The organism is Pseudomonas sp. R28(2017) (assembly GCF_002112505.1).
GTDB lineage: Bacteria > Pseudomonadota > Gammaproteobacteria > Pseudomonadales > Pseudomonadaceae > Aquipseudomonas.
In genome coordinates, this window is the sequence record NZ_NEHW01000003.1 from 163,061 (window position 1) to 182,343 (window position 19,283).

Annotated in this window: 16 protein-coding genes and 1 riboswitch; of the genes, 7 read left to right on the forward strand and 9 right to left on the reverse strand. The window is 63.5% G+C overall.

Translation table 11 applies throughout. From position 1 onward, the window contains the following. Nucleotides 1–93 precede the first annotated feature (93 nt). Entirely contained in the window at nucleotides 94–840 is a 747-nt protein-coding gene (locus CAF78_RS06235; protein WP_085676744.1) for an RsiV family protein, read from the forward strand. On the opposite strand, the gene cytX is transcribed toward CAF78_RS06235, so the two are convergent. Together cytX and thiC are read right to left on the reverse strand one after the other, a co-directional pair. Next, nucleotides 809–2,092, reverse strand: coding sequence for a putative hydroxymethylpyrimidine transporter CytX (gene cytX / locus CAF78_RS06240; RefSeq protein ID WP_085676743.1), 1,284 nt, complete (start codon nucleotides 2,090–2,092; stop codon nucleotides 809–811). The two genes, CAF78_RS06235 and cytX, sit on opposite strands and share 32 nt — an antisense overlap. Nucleotides 2,093–2,236: 144 nt before the next feature. Continuing rightward, nucleotides 2,237–4,117: a phosphomethylpyrimidine synthase ThiC gene (gene thiC / locus CAF78_RS06245; protein WP_085676742.1), complete on the reverse strand. Its 1,881-nt coding sequence runs from the start codon at nucleotides 4,115–4,117 to the stop codon at nucleotides 2,237–2,239. A gap of 155 nt (nucleotides 4,118–4,272) precedes the next feature. Beyond that, nucleotides 4,273–4,379: riboswitch (TPP riboswitch) on the reverse strand. A gap of 161 nt (nucleotides 4,380–4,540) precedes the next feature. On the opposite strand from thiC, the gene CAF78_RS06250 reads away from it, so the two are divergent. Beyond that, the gene (locus CAF78_RS06250; RefSeq protein ID WP_085676741.1) at nucleotides 4,541–5,974 is read left to right on the forward strand and encodes a TolC family outer membrane protein; all 1,434 of its coding nucleotides are present in this window, start codon (nucleotides 4,541–4,543) and stop codon (nucleotides 5,972–5,974) included. 114 nt (nucleotides 5,975–6,088) lie between these two features. Here the strand turns inward: CAF78_RS06250 and waaA are convergent, their stop codons facing one another. Next, nucleotides 6,089–7,360 (reverse strand): lipid IV(A) 3-deoxy-D-manno-octulosonic acid transferase, encoded by a 1,272-nt coding sequence (gene waaA, locus CAF78_RS06255; RefSeq protein ID WP_085676740.1) that lies wholly within the window; start codon nucleotides 7,358–7,360, stop codon nucleotides 6,089–6,091. 11 nt (nucleotides 7,361–7,371) lie between these two features. Next, nucleotides 7,372–8,262 carry a LysR family transcriptional regulator gene (locus CAF78_RS06260; protein WP_085676739.1) on the reverse strand — a complete coding sequence of 297 codons (891 nt, stop codon included), beginning with the start codon at nucleotides 8,260–8,262 and terminating at the stop codon, nucleotides 7,372–7,374. 87 nt (nucleotides 8,263–8,349) lie between these two features. Between CAF78_RS06260 and CAF78_RS06265 the strand changes: the two genes are divergently transcribed. Genes CAF78_RS06265 through CAF78_RS06280 form a run of 4 tightly spaced genes read left to right on the forward strand, consistent with a single transcriptional unit; the run spans nucleotide 8,350 to nucleotide 11,737 of the window. After that, a complete protein-coding gene (locus CAF78_RS06265) occupies nucleotides 8,350–8,682 on the forward strand; it encodes a multidrug efflux SMR transporter (protein ID WP_079229942.1) in 333 nt (110 codons plus the stop codon). A gap of 46 nt (nucleotides 8,683–8,728) precedes the next feature. After that, the gene (locus CAF78_RS06270) at nucleotides 8,729–9,904 is read left to right on the forward strand and encodes an FAD-binding oxidoreductase (protein ID WP_085676738.1); all 1,176 of its coding nucleotides are present in this window, start codon (nucleotides 8,729–8,731) and stop codon (nucleotides 9,902–9,904) included. Continuing rightward, the gene (locus CAF78_RS06275; RefSeq protein WP_085676737.1) at nucleotides 9,901–10,713 is read left to right on the forward strand and encodes an aldo/keto reductase; all 813 of its coding nucleotides are present in this window, start codon (nucleotides 9,901–9,903) and stop codon (nucleotides 10,711–10,713) included. The genes CAF78_RS06270 and CAF78_RS06275 overlap by 4 nt, the downstream gene beginning before the upstream one ends. A 55-nt stretch (nucleotides 10,714–10,768) precedes the next feature. After that, nucleotides 10,769–11,737 (forward strand): metal ABC transporter ATPase, encoded by a 969-nt coding sequence (locus tag CAF78_RS06280; protein ID WP_085676736.1) that lies wholly within the window; start codon nucleotides 10,769–10,771, stop codon nucleotides 11,735–11,737. 52 nt (nucleotides 11,738–11,789) lie between these two features. On the opposite strand, the gene hldE is transcribed toward CAF78_RS06280, so the two are convergent. From hldE to CAF78_RS06295, 3 genes are all read right to left on the reverse strand, one after another. Continuing rightward, the gene (gene hldE, locus CAF78_RS06285) at nucleotides 11,790–13,211 is read right to left on the reverse strand and encodes a bifunctional D-glycero-beta-D-manno-heptose-7-phosphate kinase/D-glycero-beta-D-manno-heptose 1-phosphate adenylyltransferase HldE (RefSeq protein WP_085676735.1); all 1,422 of its coding nucleotides are present in this window, start codon (nucleotides 13,209–13,211) and stop codon (nucleotides 11,790–11,792) included. Between the two features lie 129 nt (nucleotides 13,212–13,340). Continuing rightward, the gene (msbA, locus tag CAF78_RS06290; protein ID WP_085676865.1) at nucleotides 13,341–15,149 is read right to left on the reverse strand and encodes a lipid A export permease/ATP-binding protein MsbA; all 1,809 of its coding nucleotides are present in this window, start codon (nucleotides 15,147–15,149) and stop codon (nucleotides 13,341–13,343) included. Nucleotides 15,150–15,164: 15 nt separating this feature from the next. Continuing rightward, nucleotides 15,165–16,340 carry an O-antigen ligase gene (locus CAF78_RS06295; RefSeq protein ID WP_085676734.1) on the reverse strand — a complete coding sequence of 392 codons (1,176 nt, stop codon included), beginning with the start codon at nucleotides 16,338–16,340 and terminating at the stop codon, nucleotides 15,165–15,167. 101 nt (nucleotides 16,341–16,441) lie between these two features. Between CAF78_RS06295 and CAF78_RS06300 the strand changes: the two genes are divergently transcribed. Further along, a complete protein-coding gene (locus CAF78_RS06300) occupies nucleotides 16,442–17,047 on the forward strand; it encodes a toluene tolerance protein (protein ID WP_085676733.1) in 606 nt (201 codons plus the stop codon). A gap of 2 nt (nucleotides 17,048–17,049) precedes the next feature. Here the strand turns inward: CAF78_RS06300 and CAF78_RS06305 are convergent, their stop codons facing one another. Continuing rightward, on the reverse strand, nucleotides 17,050–18,135 hold the full coding sequence (locus CAF78_RS06305) for a glycosyltransferase (protein WP_085676732.1): 1,086 nt from the start codon (nucleotides 18,133–18,135) through the stop codon (nucleotides 17,050–17,052). A gap of 168 nt (nucleotides 18,136–18,303) precedes the next feature. Continuing rightward, nucleotides 18,304–19,260: a glycosyltransferase gene (locus CAF78_RS06310; protein WP_085676731.1), complete on the reverse strand. Its 957-nt coding sequence runs from the start codon at nucleotides 19,258–19,260 to the stop codon at nucleotides 18,304–18,306. Between the last annotated feature and the right edge of the window lie 23 nt (nucleotides 19,261–19,283).

Below are 19,283 nucleotides of genomic sequence, written 5' to 3' on the forward strand. Positions count from 1 at the left end.
GGACAGCACGCCTTCACTCTGTTAGCTTAGTGGCGAACTGAAGGCCGCGCAGACGGTCAAAGGCCGACTTTTCCCTGTTCTGCAAGGATCACCATGACACTTGTCAAACTGACTTCCGTGGCCGTGCTGGCACTCGCTCTGGGCGCCTGCCAGAGCGTGTTCGGCCCCAATTACCGGACCCCGCTCGAGGTCAAGCGTGATGCCTGGGAGCACGTCAAACCTGGCTGCAGCGCAAGCGACTGCCCGCTGGTGAACATCGACACCATCCACTTCCCGGCCCAGCCCAAGCTCGATGCCATCGTCGAAAAGCGCCTGCTGCAACTGACCGAAGACAATCAGCATGGCACCGCACCAGCCACCTTGCAGGCTTACGAGCAGCAATACCTGGCCAGTGCCGACAAACGCAACAGCAGCTACCTGCAAGCCAAGGTACGCGAGCAGCATGACGGGCTGGTGATCATCGAGCTGTCCAGCTACCTCGACAGCGGCGGCGCCCACGGCATGCCGGGGCGCGGCTTCATCAACTACTCGCGCAAGCTGGACAAGGTGCTGACCCTGCAGGACATGCTGGTACCAGGCCAGGAGGAGACCTTCTGGAAGACCGTGGAAGAGTCGCACCGTGCCTGGCTGATCAGCGTGGGCATGGACAAGGACGCCGAGTTCGTCAAGACCTGGCCGTTCAAGAAGTCGCCGCACATCGCCCTGACGTACGGCGCAGTGGTGGTGAAGTACGAAGTCTATGCCATCGCGCCCTACTCCATGGGCCACGTGGAACTTAAGATCCCCTACCCGCGCCTGAACGGCGTGCTCAAGCCTGAGCTGTTTCCCGGCCGCGGCTGAAGCTCAGTAGCCCGTGCAGCCCGCCTGCCAGCAGCAAGGCTGGCAGGGTAGCCCCCAGCTCCGGCGCCTTGGCGGCGATCACGTGATAGGCCGCCACACCCACCACCCAGGCCACCAGCGCCTGCCAGTGCAAGCCATCGACCTGCGCCGGCAGGCGGCGGCGGCGAATCACGTAGTGGTCCATCAGCACCACACCGAACAGCGGCGCGAACACCGAACCGATCAGCAGCAGGAAGTTCTCGTACTGGGTCAGTGGCGCCAGCAAGGCGATCAGCGTGCACAGCACACCAATGGCCAAGGCCAGGTGTTCGACCTTCAGCGGCAGCAACACGCCGGTGGAAACGGCCGCCGAGTGGATGTCAGCGAAGGCCTTTTCCGACTCGTCCAGCAGAATCAACAGCAGCGGAATGCCCATGCCGGCGCCTGCCAGGGCAAGCAGCAGCGCATTGACTTCGCCACTGGCGGCGAACGCCAGGGTGTAGGCCACGCCCAGGCTCATCAGCCAGGTATTGCCGATGAAGTAGCCCACAACGGTGCCACCGAATACATGCTTGCCGTTACGGGCAAAGCGCGAGTAGTCGGCGATCAGCGGCAACCACGAAAGCGGCATGGCGATGGCGATGTCGAAGCCTACGGCCAGCGACATCGAACCGTCCCCGGCACGGTTCCACAGAGCAGCCAGGTCAGCCTTGGCAAACAGGTTCCAGGTCAGCCACAGGCACGCCCCCAACAGCAGCCAGATCCCCCAGGCACGCAGCACCTTGCGCACGAACGCCAACGGGCCGCTGACGGCGAGCAGGGTGGCCAGGGCACCGAAGCACAGGGTCCAGAGCATCGGGCTGTTCCAGGCGCTGTCTTCACCGAATGCCCGGGCACCCAGCAGGCTGGCGGCATCGCGCATGACGATGATCTCGAAGGCGCCCCAGCCCACCAGCTGCAGCAGGTTGAGCAGCGCCGGCAGGCGTGCGCCATGGCGGCCCAGGCTCAGCTTCAGGGTGCCCATGGCCGACAGCCCGGTGTCACTGCCAATGACACCGGCAGCCCCCAGCAGCAGCACACCGACACCGGTGCCAAGGACGATGGCCAGTATTGCGCCGGCCAGGCCAAGGCCAGGGGCCAGCATGGCGCCGACCTGCAGGACCATCAGGCCGATGCCGAGGGAGAACCACAGCGAGAACAGGTCACGGGCGCCGAAGATGCGCTGGTGGGTGGGGACCGGGTGGTCGGGGGAGAATTGGCTGGGTGATGTCATTGTTATGTTCGCAGGAGGAATATGGAGTTGCATGCGCCATCCTGTGGGAGCGGGCTTGCCCGCGAACACCGGCGAAGCCGGTGCCAAACACCGCAGTGCTTGCTTCGCGGGCAAGCCCGCTCCCACAGGGTCGGGTGATGCGTCTTAGACTTTGTGGTACAGCTGGCTGCCTTCCTGGCGGAACCGCTCGGCCTGCTCGCGCATGCCTTGTTCGACCGTCACGTCCACGGCCTCGATCTTGGCTGCGTATTCACGCACTTCCTGGGTGATCTTCATCGAGCAGAACTTCGGCCCGCACATCGAGCAGAAGTGCGCGACCTTGGCCGATTCCTTCGGCAGGGTCTCGTCATGGAAGGCACGCGCAGTGTCCGGGTCCAGGCCCAGGTTGAACTGGTCTTCCCAGCGGAATTCGAAACGCGCCTTGGACAGGGCATTGTCACGAATCTGCGCGCCCGGATGACCTTTCGCAAGGTCCGCAGCATGGGCGGCGATCTTGTAGGTGATGATGCCGGTCTTGACGTCATCCTTGTTCGGCAGGCCCAGGTGTTCCTTGGGCGTGACGTAGCAGAGCATGGCACAACCGAACCAGCCGATCATGGCTGCGCCGATACCCGAGGTGATGTGGTCGTAGCCCGGGGCGATGTCGGTGGTCAGCGGGCCGAGGGTGTAGAACGGCGCCTCGTCGCAGCACTCCAGCTGCTTGTCCATGTTCTCCTTGATCAACTGCATCGGCACGTGGCCGGGGCCTTCGATCATGCACTGCACATCGTGTTTCCAGGCAATCTTGGTCAGCTCGCCGAGGGTTTCCAGCTCACCGAACTGGGCCGCGTCGTTGGCGTCGGCGATCGAACCCGGGCGCAGGCCGTCACCGAGCGAGAAGCTGACGTCGTAGGCCTTCATGATTTCGCAGATCTCGTCGAAGTGCGTGTACAGGAAGTTTTCCTTGTGATGCGCCAGGCACCACTTGGCCATGATCGAGCCACCGCGGCTGACGATGCCGGTAACCCGCTTGGCGGTCAGCGGCACATAGCGCAGCAGCACACCCGCGTGGATGGTGAAATAGTCAACACCCTGCTCGGCCTGTTCGATCAGGGTGTCGCGGAACAGCTCCCAGGTCAGGTCCTCGGCCACACCATTGACCTTTTCCAGGGCCTGGTAGATCGGCACGGTACCGATCGGCACCGGCGAGTTGCGGATGATCCATTCACGGGTTTCGTGGATGTGCTTGCCGGTGGACAGGTCCATGACGGTGTCCGAGCCCCAGCGGATGCCCCAGGTCAGCTTGGCCACTTCTTCCTCGATCGAGGAGCCCAAGGCGCTGTTGCCGATGTTGCCGTTGATTTTCACCAGGAAGTTGCGACCGATGATCATCGGCTCCACTTCCGGGTGGTTGATGTTGGCCGGGATGATCGCGCGGCCACGGGCGATTTCCTGGCGGACGAATTCCGGGGTGATTTCTTTCGGGATGTTGGCACCGAAGCTGTGGCCGGCGTGCTGCTCGTTGAGCAGGCCGGCGGCGCGGGCTTCCTGCAGCTTCATGTTCTCGCGGATGGCCACGTATTCCATCTCGGCGGTGATGATGCCCTGGCGGGCGTAGTGCATCTGCGAGACGTTGGCGCCCGCCTTGGCCCGGCGCGGGTTGCGCACGTGGGCGAAGCGCAGCTTGGCCAGCTCGGCATCGTTCAGGCGCTGCTGGCCGAAGTCGGAGCTCAGGCCGCCCAGGCGCTCGGTGTCACCGCGCGCGTCGATCCAGGCCGAACGCACGTCCGCCAGGCCCTTGCGCACGTCGATGATGACGTTGGGGTCGGTGTACGGGCCGGAGGTGTCATAGACCAGCACCGGCGCGTTGCTTTCGCCACCGAAGTCGGTCGGGGTGTCGTCCAGGCTGATTTCGCGCATGGGCACGCGGATGTCCGGGCGCGAGCCTTCGACATAGACCTTGCGCGAACGCGGGAACGGTTGCACGGACTGCTGATCGACTTGCGCCGATTCGCTGAGGTTGATCGTTTTTTCTTGTTTGGTCATCACAGGCTCTCCAGACGGCTTCCTAGCAGTGGAATGTCGGGGTGAACCTGAATGGCGTGGACGCACCCGTTGACGGGTGCAGTGCCGGATATGGGGGTGCCTGAAGCTGCATGCAGCTGCGACATTCCCGGACCTGGCACAAGAGGCTCCCCGGGAAGGCGAGCAATCTTGTTCCCTACGCAGGCGCTAACCTGATCAGGTTCAACGGGATCCGCACCTCTGCGATCTCAGCCTTTGCTTCAAGGCACCCCGACAAGAACATGCGCAGTCTAGACTGGAGTGGTCGGCAAAGCCAAGCGGGTAAAACGCAGGGGAGATGAAAGGCGCAACCTATGATTGTTGACGGATGCGCATGGCACTACACTGGCCCGTCGCTCGATACTCAACAGTTCAGTAATTAAATTTCGTACAAGGATTGCCTCTATGCTGCGCAAACTTTCACTGGCGATAGCCGTGTCTTGTGCGTCCAATGGCGTGGTCTGGGCAGCGGATGTGCCCACGACGGTAAAGACCGATCTGGTCAGTGTTTACCAGGAAGCAGTCGACAACAACGCCGATCTTGCTGCCGCCCGTGCCGATTATGGCGCCCAGAAAGAAATCGTGCCGCAGGCTCGCGCCGGCTTGCTGCCGAACCTTTCGGCCGGTGCCGAGATGCTCAATACCCGCACCAAGATCGACCAGCCGTCGGCCACCGCCAACCGCAGCGGCAATACCTGGAGCGCGACCCTCGCGCAACCGATCTTCCGCGCCGATCGCTGGTTCCAGCTGCAGGCCGCCGAAGCGGTCAACGAGCAGGCGGCGCTGCAACTGTCGGCGACCGAGCAGAACCTGATCCTGCAAACAGCGCAGGACTACTTCTCCGTGCTGCGTGCCCAGGACAACCTGGCGGCGACCAAAGCCGAGGAAGCGGCCTTCAAGCGCCAGCTGGACCAGTCCAACGAACGTTTCGACGTCGGCCTTTCCGACAAGACCGACGTGCTGCAGTCCCAGGCCAGCTACGACACCGCCCGGGCCAACCGGATCATCGCCGAGCGCCAGGTGCAGGATGCCTTCGAGGCCCTGGTCACCCTGACCAACCGCGAGTACAGCTCGATCCAGGGTGTGGTCCACACACTCCCGGTGAAGTTGCCGACCCCCAACGATGCCAAGGCCTGGGTGGAAACCGCTGGCCGCCAGAACCTCAACCTGCTGGCCACCAACCACGCCGTCGCCGCCGCCGAAGAAACCCTGCGTCAGCGCAAGGCCGGGCATGCGCCGACCCTCGATGCCGTGGCCAAGTACGAAAAAGGCGACAACGACAGCCTGGGCTTCACCAACCCGTCACCGTTCGGCCAGCGCTACAGCGGCGATGTGGAACAGACCAGCGTCGGCCTGCAGCTGAACATTCCGATCTACAGTGGTGGCCTGACCAGCTCGCAGGTACGCGAGGCCTATCAGCGCCTGAGCCAGAGTGAACAGCAACGCGAGAGCCTGCGCCGCCAGGTGGTGGAGAACACCCGCAACCTGCACCGCGCAGTGAACACCGATGTGGAACAGGTGCAGGCACGCAAGCAGTCGATCATTTCCAACCAGAGTGCGCTGGAAGCCACCGAGATCGGCTACCAGGTCGGTACCCGCAACATCGTCGACGTGCTCGACGCCCAGCGCCAGCTGTACACCTCGGTGCGTGACTACAACAACAGCCGCTATGACTACATTCTCGACAACCTGAGCCTGAAGCAGGCTGCCGGGACCTTGAGCCCGCAGGATCTGCAGGACCTCAAGCAGTACCTGAAACCGGACTACAACCCGGACAAGGACTTCCTGCCACCGGATTTGGCGGCCGCTGCTGCCAAGAACTTCGAACGCAGGCCTTGAGATTATTGTTGGCCTCTTCGCGGGCGCGCCCGCTCCCACAGGGATTGTGCAAAACCTGAGCCCTGCGCAGTACCTGTGGGAGCGGGCGTGCCCGCGAAAAAGCCAACACAAGAATCAGCTGAGAAGCCTGCCCAGCCCATCCAGCAAGCGCTGCAAGGCGCCCTGATTGGCGCGCATCACCGCCCTGCCCGCCTCGCCCATGCGCTGCGCATCCTGCGGCAATTCGATCAGGCGCCGTACCGCCTCGCTCAGCCCGTCGGCATCATCGACCTGCTGCAACGCCCCCGCCTCGCGCAACATCGCGCTGATTTCAAGGAAGTTGAACACGTGTGGCCCCATGAGCACCGGCAATGCCAATGCCGCAGGCTCCAACGGGTTATGGCCGCCCGTGGCCACCAGGCTACCGCCGACGAAGGCGATATCGGCCAAGGCATAGAGGAACAGCAACTCTCCCATGGTGTCGCCAAGCAGCACCTGCGTCTGCGCTTGCACCGGCGTGCCGGCAGAGCGACGTACCGTGGCGAACTGCCCAGCGCACAAGGCATGCACGCCATCGAACCGCTCAGGGTGGCGCGGCACCAGGATCAGCAGCGCATCACCGTGCACCTGCAACAACTGCCGGTGCGCCTGCAGGATCAAGGCGTCTTCCCCCTCATGCGTGCTGGCAGCGATCCACAGCGGACGCTGGTCGGCACCCCACTGTTCGCGCAGTGCCCTGGCACGGGGCTGCAAGTGCTCATCGATCTTCAGGTCGAACTTGATCGAGCCGGTAACCTGCACGCACTCAGGACGGGCACCCAGCTCACGGAAACGCCGGGCCTCGGTCTCTGTCTGCACGGCGATCAGGCTCATCTCACCCAGCATCGGCCGGGTCAGCCTGGCAAAGCGCCCATAACCACGGGCCGAGCGCTCGGACAGCCGGGCGTTGGCCAGGGCCACCGGAATGCCGCGCCGGGCGCACTGGTGGATGTGGTTGGGCCACAGTTCGGTTTCCATGATGATGCCCAGCCGCGGGCGCACATGGTCGAGAAAGCGCCCGGCCGCCCAGGGCAAGTCGTAAGGCAGGTAGCAATGCTGGATGCGCGGTTCATCGGCGAACATCGCGCGAATGCGCTCGGAGCCGGTCGGGGTCATGCAGGTGAGCGTGATCGGCAGGTCCGGGTAGGCCTTGAGCAGCGCACGCACCATTGGGGCGGCGGCAATGCTTTCACCGACCGACACCGCATGCACCCAGATCCCGCCCTGGCGCATGGCCGGCAGGTGGAGGGCAAAGCGCTCACCGATGCGCTGGCCATAGGCCGGTGCCTTGCGCGCGCGCAGGTACAGGCGCAGCGCAACCAGCGGCAGGCCCAGGTGAAACAGCAAGGTATAGAGTGTTCTGTTCATGGCGGCGGAGTTTACCCGATCGCGCGCAGGTGCACCGCAAAGCGCTCGGCCAACCATTGCGCGGCCGGGCCCAGCGGCTCGTCGCGGCGCCAGGCCAGTTCCGCCACCAGCGCTGGCGGGCGCCATTCGCTGTCGAGCTCGACCATGTGCGCCTGGTAGGTCGGGTACTGCACCACATGCCGCGGCAGCCAGGCCCAGCCCAGGCCACGCATCAGCAGTTCGGCCATGGCGTAGAAGCTGTCGGCACGCCAGACGTGCGGGCTGATTGCCTCGCCGCCGGGGTAGCCACTTTGTTGCGGGGTGATCAGCAATTGCCGGTGCCGGGCCAGTTGCTGACGGGTAACCCGGCCTTCGCGGGCCAGCGGGTGGCCGGCCGCACACACCGTGACCATTTCCACACTGCCCAGCGCACGCCGCTCCAGCGCCGCCGGGATGCGCTCGTGGTGGAAGAACAGCCCCAGGTCGGCACGCCGCTCGGCCAGCTTGCGCGCCACATCGCCCTGGGCGCCACTGGCCAGCTGTACCTCCAGATAGGGATAGCGGCTGGCCAGTTCGTCGAGGCTGTCGATCACCGGCTGATAAGGCATGGCCTCATCCTGGGCGACCCGCAGCAGCGCTTCCTGGCCGCGCATCAGCGCCAGCGCGCGGCCATCCAGGCGCTCGCACTGGCGCAACAGCTCACGGGCATCCTCGAGCAACGCCGCACCGTTTTCGGTCAGTTTCGGTTGCCGTCCGCTGCTGCGCTCGAACAGCGTGACACCCAGGTCGGTTTCCAGCAGGGCGATGGCATTGCTGATGGCCGACTGCGCCTTGCGCTGCTCGCGGGCCACTGCGGAAAACGAGCGCAATTCGGCTACGCGCAGGAAGGTGCGCAGTTGTTCAAGGTTCCATTGCTCGGCCATTGGCCTATCTCCCATTCGGATAGGTAATGACTTTACCGCATCTGGGCAACCGCTAAAATGCCGAGCCAGTTACCGGAGGATCCTGTCATGAACGCCTACACCTATCTCGCCATCGCCATCTGCGCCGAAGTCATCGCCACTGCCTCCATGAAGGCGGTCAAAGGGCTGAGCACGCCGTTGCCGTTGTTGCTGATGGTGGTCGGCTACGGGATCGCGTTCTGGATGCTCACCCTGGTGGTGCGCAGCATTCCGGTAGGCATCGCCTATGCGCTCTGGTCAGGGCTGGGCATCGTGCTGATCAGTGTGGCGGCGCTGGTGGTCTATGGGCAGAAGCTGGATGTACCGGCCATGCTGGGCATGGCGATGATCGTCGGCGGCGTGGTAGTGATTCAGCTGTTTTCCAAAACTGCCGGGCACTGAGGCAGCCTGTATACTTGCCAGCTGTCCCAGTCTTCGAGGTACCGCCATGCCATCCGCCATTTCCACTGACGTGCTGATCGTCGGCGCCGGGGTCGCAGGCCTCTGGCTCAATGCCCGCCTGCGCCGCCTGGGTTACTCGACGGTGCTGGTGGAGCGCGCCAGCCTCGGTGGCGAGCAGACCATCAAGTCCCAGGGCATCATCCACGGCGGCACCAAGTACGCCTTGCACGGCGCCCTGACCGGCGCCTCGGAAGCCATCGCCGACATGCCGCGACGCTGGCGCGAAGCGATCGAAGGCAACGGCGAACTGGACCTGACCCGTACCCGCCTGCTTTCCGATGCCCATTACCTGTGGTCGCCAGGCACCCTGGCCGGCAACCTGACCAGCTTCTTCGCCAGCAAGGCCGTGCGTGGCCGGGTCGATCAGGTAAAGGGCGAGCAATTGCCACCCGCCCTGCAAGACCGCGGCTTCAAGGGCAAGGTCTACCGCCTGGCGGAACTGGTCATCGATGTACCCAGCCTGCTCGCCAACCTGGCCGAACTGGCCGGTGACAGCCTGCTCGCGGGCGAACAGGTCGAGCCGCTGCGCGAGGCCGACGAACTGGTCGGCCTGCGCGTCGACGGCCGCGAAATCCGCGCCCAGCGCGTCGTCTTCAGCGCCGGCGCGGGCACCGAAGACCTGCTGCGTGCTTTGGGCCTCGAGCAACCGGCCATGCAGACCCGGCCGTTGCACATGGTCCTGGCCAAGGGCCCGAACCTCAAGCCGCTTTATGCGCACTGCCTGGGTGGCGGGCCGAAACCGCGCGTAACCGTCACCACCCACCCGGCTGCCGATGGCCAGTGGGTCTGGTACCTCGGCGGCGATATCGCCGAAGCCGACGGCGTAGCCCGCGAACCTGCGGCGCAGATTGCCGCGGCGCAGAAGGAAATCGCCAGCCTGCTGCCCTGGGTCGACCAAAGCCAGGTGCGCTGGGCCACCCTGCGGGTCGATCGTGCCGAGCCCGCGCAGTCTGGCCTGGTCCGCCCCGACAACGCCTTCCTCGCCGAGCAGCAACGCCTGCTGGTGGGCTGGCCGACCAAACTGGCACTGGCACCGGACTTCAGTGACCGCGTACTGGCCAGCCTCGAACGCGATGGCGTGCGCCCGGCAGCCCGGGCCGACCTGGCCGGCTTGCCGCGCCCGGCCCTGGGTGTACCGGCCTGGGAGCAACTGCTGCCATGACCCTGCCAACCTTGCATGGCTTGCACCGCCCGCTGGGCAGCACCGGTTTCAAGGTCTCGCCGCTGGGCCTGGGCACGGTCAAGCTGGGCCGCGACCAGGGCGTCAAGTACCCCAATGGCTTCACCATCCCCGGCGATGACGAAGCGCGCCTGCTGCTGGCCCAGGCCCGCGAACTGGGTATCAACCTGATCGACACCGCGCCGGCCTATGGCCGCAGTGAAGAGCGCCTGGGCCCATTGCTGCGCGGCCAGCGTGATGAGTGGGTAATTGTCAGTAAAGTGGGTGAAGAGTTCGAAGACGGCCAGTCCAGCTTCGACTTCAGCGCCGCCCACACCCGCCGCTCGGTGGAGCGTAGCCTGCAGCGCCTGGAAACCGACCGCATCGAACTGGTGCTGGTGCACTCCGATGGCAACGACCTGGAAATCCTCGAGCAGGAAGAGGTCTACCAGACCCTCGCCGCGCTCAAGCAGGAAGGCAAGATCCTTGGCTACGGGCTGTCAGGCAAGACCGTCGCCGGTGGCCTGAAGGCACTGGAACAGGGCGATTGCGCCATGGTCACCTATAACCTCAATGAGCAGGCGGAACGCCCGGTACTGGACTACGCTGCCGAGCACGGCAAGGCCATTCTGGTGAAGAAGGCGTTGGCCAGCGGGCATATCTGCCTGGCCCCTGGGGTCGACCCGGTGCAGGCCAGCTTCGAGCTGCTGTTCGCCCACCCGGGCGTGAGCAGTGCTATCGTCGGCACCATCAATCCGTTGCACCTGGCCCACAACGTGGCCACCGTCGCCCGCATCCTGGGCCAGCATTGAGTTGCCACCCAGCCAAGATGGGCCTGGAGACTGACCCGACGCAAGGAGGAGCCTCGTGGCGCGTACGCTGATCCGCAAGAACCCGAGCAACTTCAAGACACTGCCGCTGCATGTCGAAGCCACTGCCGAAGGCCTGGTCTACCAGAGCATCGGCATGCCCCTGAACTTCGCCCAGACCCAGCAGCGGCGGCGCGCCATCCAGCTCGCCGACAAGCAGCGCTTCGTGGTCGAACTGGCCAACCTGGGCGTTTCCGTGCGCCTGACCCTGCATTGGCAGCACCGTGATTACTGGGTGCTGGTGAGGCAACGCCGCCAGGACCGCGGTGACGTGGTACTGAAGCTGATTTCCGGCTACGTCCCCGCCCAGGAGCTCAACCTGCCGCTGCACACCGCCGTTCAGGAAGTGGCTGAAGAATGCCTGCTGGAAACCCCGGAAGGCTGGCTGAGCGGGCGCTTCAACGACACCTGGCTGCCAGCCCCGTATGCCGCTGCCCTGCATTACCGCGAAGCGTTGCCCTTCGTGCTGACGCCAGAGTCGGGGGCGGCCCGCCCGGTGCACTGCGGCAACCTGATGTTGCTGGAACGGCCACGGGCCTATGTGCACCTGCCGACGGCTTCGTTGCAGCTGATCTACGACATGCGCCTGCAGGTGCCAAGGGAGGCCAAGAAGCTCAGCCTCTTCCATGTCGATGAGCGCCTGGAAGGCGACCAACTGGTGGCGCGGCTCAATCGCAAGCGGCCGGACCTGTACCTGATGCCGGTACAGGATGGGCAGCCGCTGGCCGAGCTGTACACACTGAAGAAAGATGAGCTGGTGCCGGCGAGCACCCGCGGGCTGTACCTGGCCGAGAGCTTTGCCCGGCAGGAAGGCTGGGTGGTGGCCGATGAGCGGATTCGCTGGAAGGACTGGGTGAAGCAGCAGGGCCTGGTGGAGCGCAAGGTGGCACCGGCTTCGCATCTGCAGCGCTTTGGTGACAAGGCACGAGCGCTGCTGGAGCGAGCCCGTACTTCACTGCACAAGTGATATTCCTGGGCTTGCGCTCCCGCAGGGGCCGCCGAAGCGGCCCAGGGCTCGATCAGTGCTTGCGGATCTTCTCGACAATGGCTGTGGTCGAGCTGTTTTCGACCAGCCCCAGCACCTTCACGGTACCGCCATAGCCCTTGACGATATCGGCACCGACCACCTGGTCGATACCGTAGTCCCCGCCCTTGACCAGCACGTCCGGCTTGACCTGGCTCAGCAGGTTTTCCGGCGTGCCCTCCGGGAAGCTGATCACCCAATCCACCGCGCCCAGGCCCGCCAGCACAGCCATGCGCCGGTCGGCACTGTTGATCGGACGGCCTGGCCCCTTCAGGCGGCTGACCGAGGCATCGTCGTTGACCGCGACGATCAGGCGATCACCCTGTGCCCGCGCCTGCTCCAGGTAGGTGACATGCCCGGCATGGAGGATATCGAAGCAACCGTTGGTGAAGACGATCTTCTCCTTGTGCGCCCGCGCATCGTCGATGGCCAGCAGCAGTTGCTCAAGGCCCAGCACGCCACGCTCGGAACCTTCCTCACGCTGGATCGCCCGGCGCAGCTCCGGCGCACTGATTGCGGCAGTACCCAGCTTGCCGACCACGATACCTGCAGCCAGGTTGGCCAGGGCCACGGCGTGCGGCAGGTCTTCGCCTGCGGCAATGGCAGCCGCCAAGGTAGAGATCACGGTGTCGCCGGCACCGGTCACATCGAACACTTCGCGAGCCCGTGCAGGCAGGTGCAGCGCCGGCTGGCCGGTGCGCAGCAGGGTCATGCCGTGCTCGCCACGGGTCACCAGCAACGCGCCAAGGTCCAGGTCCTGCAGCAATTGCAGGCCTTTGGCGACCAGTTCGGCCTCATCGGCGCAACGGCCGACGATGGTTTCGAACTCGCTGAGGTTCGGGGTGATCAGGCTGGCACCACGGTAGATGGAAAAATCCTTGCCCTTGGGGTCGGCCAGCACCGGAATGCCCTTGGCACGCGCGGCCTGGATCAGGCTCTGGTGGTTTTTCAGCGCGCCCTTGCCGTAGTCGGACAGGACCAGCACCTTGACCCCTTCGAGCAGGCTGTCGACTTCCGCCCCCAGCGACAGCGGGTCGGTGGCGAACGGTTCTTCGAAATCGATGCGCAGCAGTTGCTGGTGACGGCTCATGACCCGCAGCTTGACGATGGTCGGCTGGTGCGCGATGCGCTGGAACACCGAACGCACGCCAGCGGCCTGCAGGCTGTTGGCGAGGCTGTCGGCGGCCTCGTCCTGGCCGGTGACACCGATCAGCGAGGCTGGCGCGCCGAGGGCGGCGATGTTCAAGGCAACGTTGGCCGCGCCGCCGGGGCGATCCTCGATCTGATCGACCTTGACCACCGGCACTGGCGCTTCAGGCGAGATACGCGAAGTACCGCCATGCCAGTAGCGGTCGAGCATGACATCGCCGACCACCAGTACCGGGGCTTGATCGAAACGCGGCATGGACAACTTCATGGGCAACCCATATGGAAATAATGAACAGGGGCAGGATATTAGCACAGGGTAGGCGACGGCTTTACGGCCAGATACACCCTGCAAAATTCCCGTGACAATCGGGGCCGATATGGCCCCGATCAAGGCAGGTCAGGTGATGTCGGCCTTGGCCGGCTCATCCAGGCCCATGGCATGCAGGCGGGCATAATGGCCATTGGCCGCAAGCAGTTCGGCATGGGTGCCGCGCTCGACCAGACGGCCCTGATCCATCACCAGAATCAGGTCGGCCTTCTCGATGGTCGACAGGCGGTGGGCGATCACCAGCGTGGTACGGCCCTGCATGACATGATCGAGAGCCGCCTGGATATGCCGCTCGGACTCGGTATCCAGCGCCGAAGTGGCCTCGTCGAGGATGAGCAGCGGCGCATTCTTCAGGAGTGCCCGGGCAATCGCCAGGCGCTGGCGCTGGCCACCGGAGAGCAGCACGCCGTTTTCACCGACTTCGGTATCGAAGCCCTTGGGCAGGCGGTCGACAAACTCCTTGGCGTAGGCGTCTGCAGCTGCCGCTTCGATATCGGCACGCGGGGCGCCCGCCAGGTCGCCATAGGCGATGTTGTTGGCCACGGTATCGTTGAACAGGGTGACGTGCTGGGTCACCTGGGACACATGGCGGCGCAGGTTGCGCAGGCGATAGTTTTCGATCTCCACGCCATCGAGCAGGATCTCCCCCTGGTCGTGGTGGTAGAAGCGCGGGATCAACGCCGCCAGGGTCGACTTGCCGCTGCCCGAGCGCCCGACCAGGGCAATCATCTGCCCGGGCTCGGCGACGAAGCTGATGTCGCTCAGCACCTCGCGCTCGGTGCCAGGGTAGGTGAAGCTCAGGTTGCGCACTTCGAGGCGGCCTGCCACACGGTCCTTCTCGACGGTACCGGTGTCGACCTCCGGCTGCTCGTCCAGTTGCTCGAAAATGCTTTCGGCACCGGCCAGGCCCTTCTGGATGGTCGAACTGACTTCCGACAGCTGACGGATCGGCTTGGGCAGCAGGCCAGCTGCGGTGATGTAGGCCACCAGGTCACCGGCGGTGGACTCGCCCCGCAGGAACAGCACCAGGAACATCAACGCCGCCATGGCGGTGTAGATCACCAGCTGCAACAGCGGCGTATACAGCGAGCCGGTCTTGGTCATGTGCAGCTGCTTGTCGGTGTTGCTCTGGCTGGCCTTGCCGAAGCGCTGCTGCTCGTAAGCTTCACCGCCGAAGCTGCGGACCACGCGGTAGCCCTGGATGGTCTCGGAGGCGACATGCGTCACGTCGCCCATGGCGGACTGGATCTTCTTGCTCTGCTTGCGGAATTTCTTGCTGGCAATGCTGACCATCACCGCGATCACCGGCAGGATGGCGACCATCACCAGGGTCAGGTGCCAGTTCATCCACAGCAGGTAGCCGAACAGGAACACCACCGTCAGGCCTTCACGGATAACGACCTTGATCGCATCGGTGGCGGCACCGGTGACCATGGTCACGTTGAAGGTGATCCGCGAAATCAGGTGGCCCGAGTTGTGGTTGTCGAAGTAGCGGTTGGGCAGTACCAGCAGCTTGTTGAACAGTTCCACGCGCAGGTCATGCACCAGGCACAGGGAAACCTTGGCCAGGAAGTAATTGCCCAGGAACGAACCCAGGCCTTGCCACGCCGCGATCAGGATGATCAGCAGCGGCACCGCCTGCAGCAACTGCAGGTCGCGCAGGTACGGGACATTGGGGAACAACACCGCTTCCGGGTTGCTCAGCCCGTCGACGAAATACTTGAGTATCCCGGCCAGCATGGGCTGGGTCGAAGCAAAGATCACGAAACCGACGATGCTCAGCAGGAAAATGCCGACATAGGGTTTCACGTAGCTCAGCAGCCGGAAGTAGATCTTCAGGCTGGAGCTGTGCTCCGCCGGTAGCGGTGTTTCGGCCATCATCGAGCTCGCTGTTCAGGTTGAACCGGAAATTTTACCACAGGCATCATTTTCGGCACGCATCCATGGCAACAACATGACCAGAGCAACCGGCAGCCAACTGACGAACCACTCCGCGCGCGGTGTGGCCGTCAGGCTGGCAGCATCGAACTGCATCGCCATTGTCGAAAAGACCCAGAGACCGAGCAGGATCTTGCCCATCGAGGTATGCCGGGCGCGAACGATCTCACCTAGGGCGAACAGCCAGACTACAGCCCACAGCAGCATGCCGGGTAGCCCCAATTCCAAGGCGACGTGGGTGAACATGTTATGGGAATGATCGAACTGAAGGCCCGCAACGCTCACGCGGTAGGAGGATCCAAGGCCCAACCCACCCCACGGATGCGCATCGATCATGCTCAATACCACCTCGAAGATCTGTGGACGATAAGACACACCGCGCGCAGTTAGCAGGTCATACATGGCAAAGATGGCCAGCCCGATGCTGACAATTGCCATCACCGCAATCACGCGGCTATGCCGGTCCCGACACCATAGTGGGGCAAGCAACAAAGTAAACAGCAAGGACAACACTGCACCTCGGCTCTGACTGAGCACGACGAAGGCGCCCATGCAGGCCAATGCCAGCAACCAACCAGCCCGGGCAAGCCGTTGGCGGGGCATCTGATACAGCAGCAACAGCGCTGCGGCAGCCACCACATAGGCACCGAGAATCGGATGCGAGATTCCGCCGATACCGGTCAGCCGCGCGTTCAAAGGTTCGCCCTGCAGGCCATAGAAATGCACGATCGACACAAAGGCAGCGAAGGCCAGCATTGCACTACCCGCCTGCAACAGGTGCCGGACACGGGCAGCGCCGGCTTGTGCCAGCATAGGGAACGCCAGCAAGAACACGAATATGTAAAGTAAACGCTTGGCCTCACGACCCGCATCTTCGGCAGAGGTCCAAGCCAGGCTGATCAGCCCCCACACCATGAGCAACACGATGCTGACCCACATCGCCGGTTGCCGCCGCCAGGCTTCGACCAGCACCCGCCGAGCCGGCCAGGCGAGCAGCAGCATGGGCACCCACAGGAACAGAACCAAACCTTGCTGATAAAACTTGTTGCTAGGCGCCAGGGCAATCGCCCCTAAGAACCACACCAGACCAAACCCCAACCAGGCCTTAACCCAGTTTTTCTCGTAGACCATAGGTCCCCTCGGTCAATCAACGACACCATACGTTGGTGCTGCAGCGTTATTTTCGGCATTATTGCCGGTCAAATTGTTCGCCAGACGACAAGGCTCAACTCATGCAATGCTCCCGGCTCTCCCAGGTCGACTTCGATCAGCTGATACTAGGCGCCCAGGTACTGGAGGCTGACAGTCATGGCGCCAAAGTCTACCTGCTTGGCGATGGAAATTTCCTTAAGGTATTTCGTCGCAAGCGACTGATTTCATCTGCGCTGCTGCGTCCTTACTCGCAACGTTTCGTCGACAATGCCGCGCGCCTTGCACAGTTAGGTATCCCGACCCTTGAGGTGATCAGCCAGCACAGACTGGATGTGCCGGGTAGAACAGCCGTGCTATATCGCCCACTGCCCGGACGCACCTTGTTGCAAATGTCTCGCGACTCCGGTTTCAGCTGGGATGACTACCTGCCCCGCCTGATCGAACTGATCCGCCACCTGCACCGCAGCGGTATCTATTTCCGCTCCCTGCATCTGGGCAATGTAGTCGTCACGACTGGCCAGCGCCTCGGCCTGATCGACGTGGCAGACATGCGTTTCCTGCGCCCGCCACTGTCTGCCCGCATGATCCGTCGCAATGTGCAGCACATGGTACGTTACATTGAGCGGGAGAAGCTGACAGACCGGTTCCCCCTCGCCGATTTCGAAGCGGCCTTGCTGGCGCACTGATCTCAACCACGCAGCAGGCTGTGCGCCCCGTCGCAGAAAGCCTGCCATGCGGCCTCCGGCGCCAGCGCCTGCCGTTGCCGGGCGGCCAGCGCCAGCGCGCCAGCTACATCGCAACACGCGATCTGCTGCGCCCAGGCTTCCACGTCGCCAACTGCCAGGTAACACCCCGACTCCTGCAATTGCTCGCGAAACACCGGCAAATCGCTGCAAACCACCGGCACATCCGCCATGACGGCTTCTTGCACTACCAGACCCAAGCCTTCGGCACGCGAAGGTACCAGGAGCCAGTCAAACGCCCGGTATAGTTGCTGCAAGTTATCGTGATGGCCACACAGACGCACGCTATCGGTCAGGCCCAGGCCATCTATCCGAGCCTGCAGGCTGGCGCGCAGGGGGCCGTCACCGACAATCGCAAGCTGCATGCCCGTATGCCCCGCAGCTCTGGCGAAGGCCTCGATGATCATCTCGAAACCTTTGCTTTCGACCAGCCGCCCCACGGCGCCGAGCAGCAGCCCCCGGGCTGGCAGCGCCAATACCTGGCGCGCCTGCTCACGACTGAGCAGCGGCCTGGCAAACGCTTGCGGGTCAAACGCCATGCGAAGGGTCTGTACTGGCCGGCCAATGTCATGTTCCAGCGAACGCGCCAAGGTGTGCGAGACTGCAGCGATACTCAACCGCTCTACAGGCAGCCTGTTGAGCAACTTCACATCGCTGTCGTTCAGGCGGGTCATGCCATGGAACAGGACCTTGGCCCGAACTTCAGGGATCCGCTGCATCACTGGCAAAACCAACCGCGCCACACCAACGCCATCGAGCAGGATCACGTCCGCCCCAGCTTCCTTCAGCGCCCGCTGCAGACGCAGACGCAGCCAAGGCCTCAATAGACGCCACAGGTGCTTGCCCTTCAATGCACGTTGCGGCATGTGCCATACGCGGGTCGTACCCCAAGCGTGGCACCGCTCACCACCGAGTAGCAACCAGTTACTGATACGGGCGTCGGCCCCCGCGTGCGACAGCACTTGTTGATGGACTTTATGGATGGACATGTACGGCGAACCGCCCGCCCACATCATGTTGACAATATTCATGGGGATAGCGCCGCTCTCCCGTGCAAGCCAGATGGGACTGCAACGTCAATGACAGAAAAAAAAGATCCCATGCCGACCAGGGTATCCAAGCGCTGCGTCAATGCCCGTCTTGTCCCGGCGTAGAGCCGGGTAGACACCCTCCCTTCAGCATAGGCTGGAATATTCAGGTTAGAAGCCCAGCTTAAGCCGCAAGCGCTGCCACGCAGACAGCGGCGGCTGCGGCCTGAGTGCCGGGCGCATATGTTCAACAATGCTGCGCCCCACAGCAGCGAAACTGAAACGCGACACTGCCAGCTCTCGACCCTTTTCGGCAATTTGCTGCGCAAGCGCAGGGTTTTCCCGCAAGATGCGCAACTTCGCCTGCAGCATCGGGATGTTGTCATAGAACACGACGTTGACCATGTCCTGCAGGCCCAGTGCGCGGTTCTCGGCTTCGCCCTGGTCGTATGCCAGCAGCACGCAGCCACAGGCCATGGCTTCGAAGTTCTTGATCATATACTCGCCCATGCCGACATCGGCACTGACGAAGAACTGGATACGGTTGAGTGTGTTGCAGTAGTCCTCACCCGACTTGGTGCGGGTCACCACCAGGTTCTCGACCCGCCCCAGTTCATCCAGCAGCGCCTTGCGCCCGCTGTAGGCGACGCTGTTGGTGCTGCCGACGAAGGCCAGTTTGATATCGCGCTCGCGGCCTTGGTCGGCCAGCAGTTGCTCATCGTAGCCCTTGGGCACGAACACCGCGTCGAAACCCTCCTGGCGCAGGCGTTCGCTGACCCTGTAGCCCGAGCTGATCACCCGCGCCCACGGCAGCTTGCGGTAATGCGCACTGAACTTGCCGGTGTACTTGCAGGGAATGTAGTTCTGGTAGGCGTCGTGCTCGAGAATGACCAGGTTCGGCACCGTGCGGATGAAGGCAGCCTGACGCATCTCTTGCTTGAAGCGCAGGAAGAAGACAATGCGGTCATAGCGCTCGACCTGCACTTCACGTTTGAAATAGCGGCGCAGGTTGCGCTGGTCCTCGCTGCTCAGCCAGCGCAGGTCGCATTCACAGTTGGCCGCGACGCCGTCGTACAGGCGATCGAGGATCGCACGTTGTTCCTTCTGTACCAGAAATAGGACTTTCATTACTTTCCTTGGGCGCTCTGCGC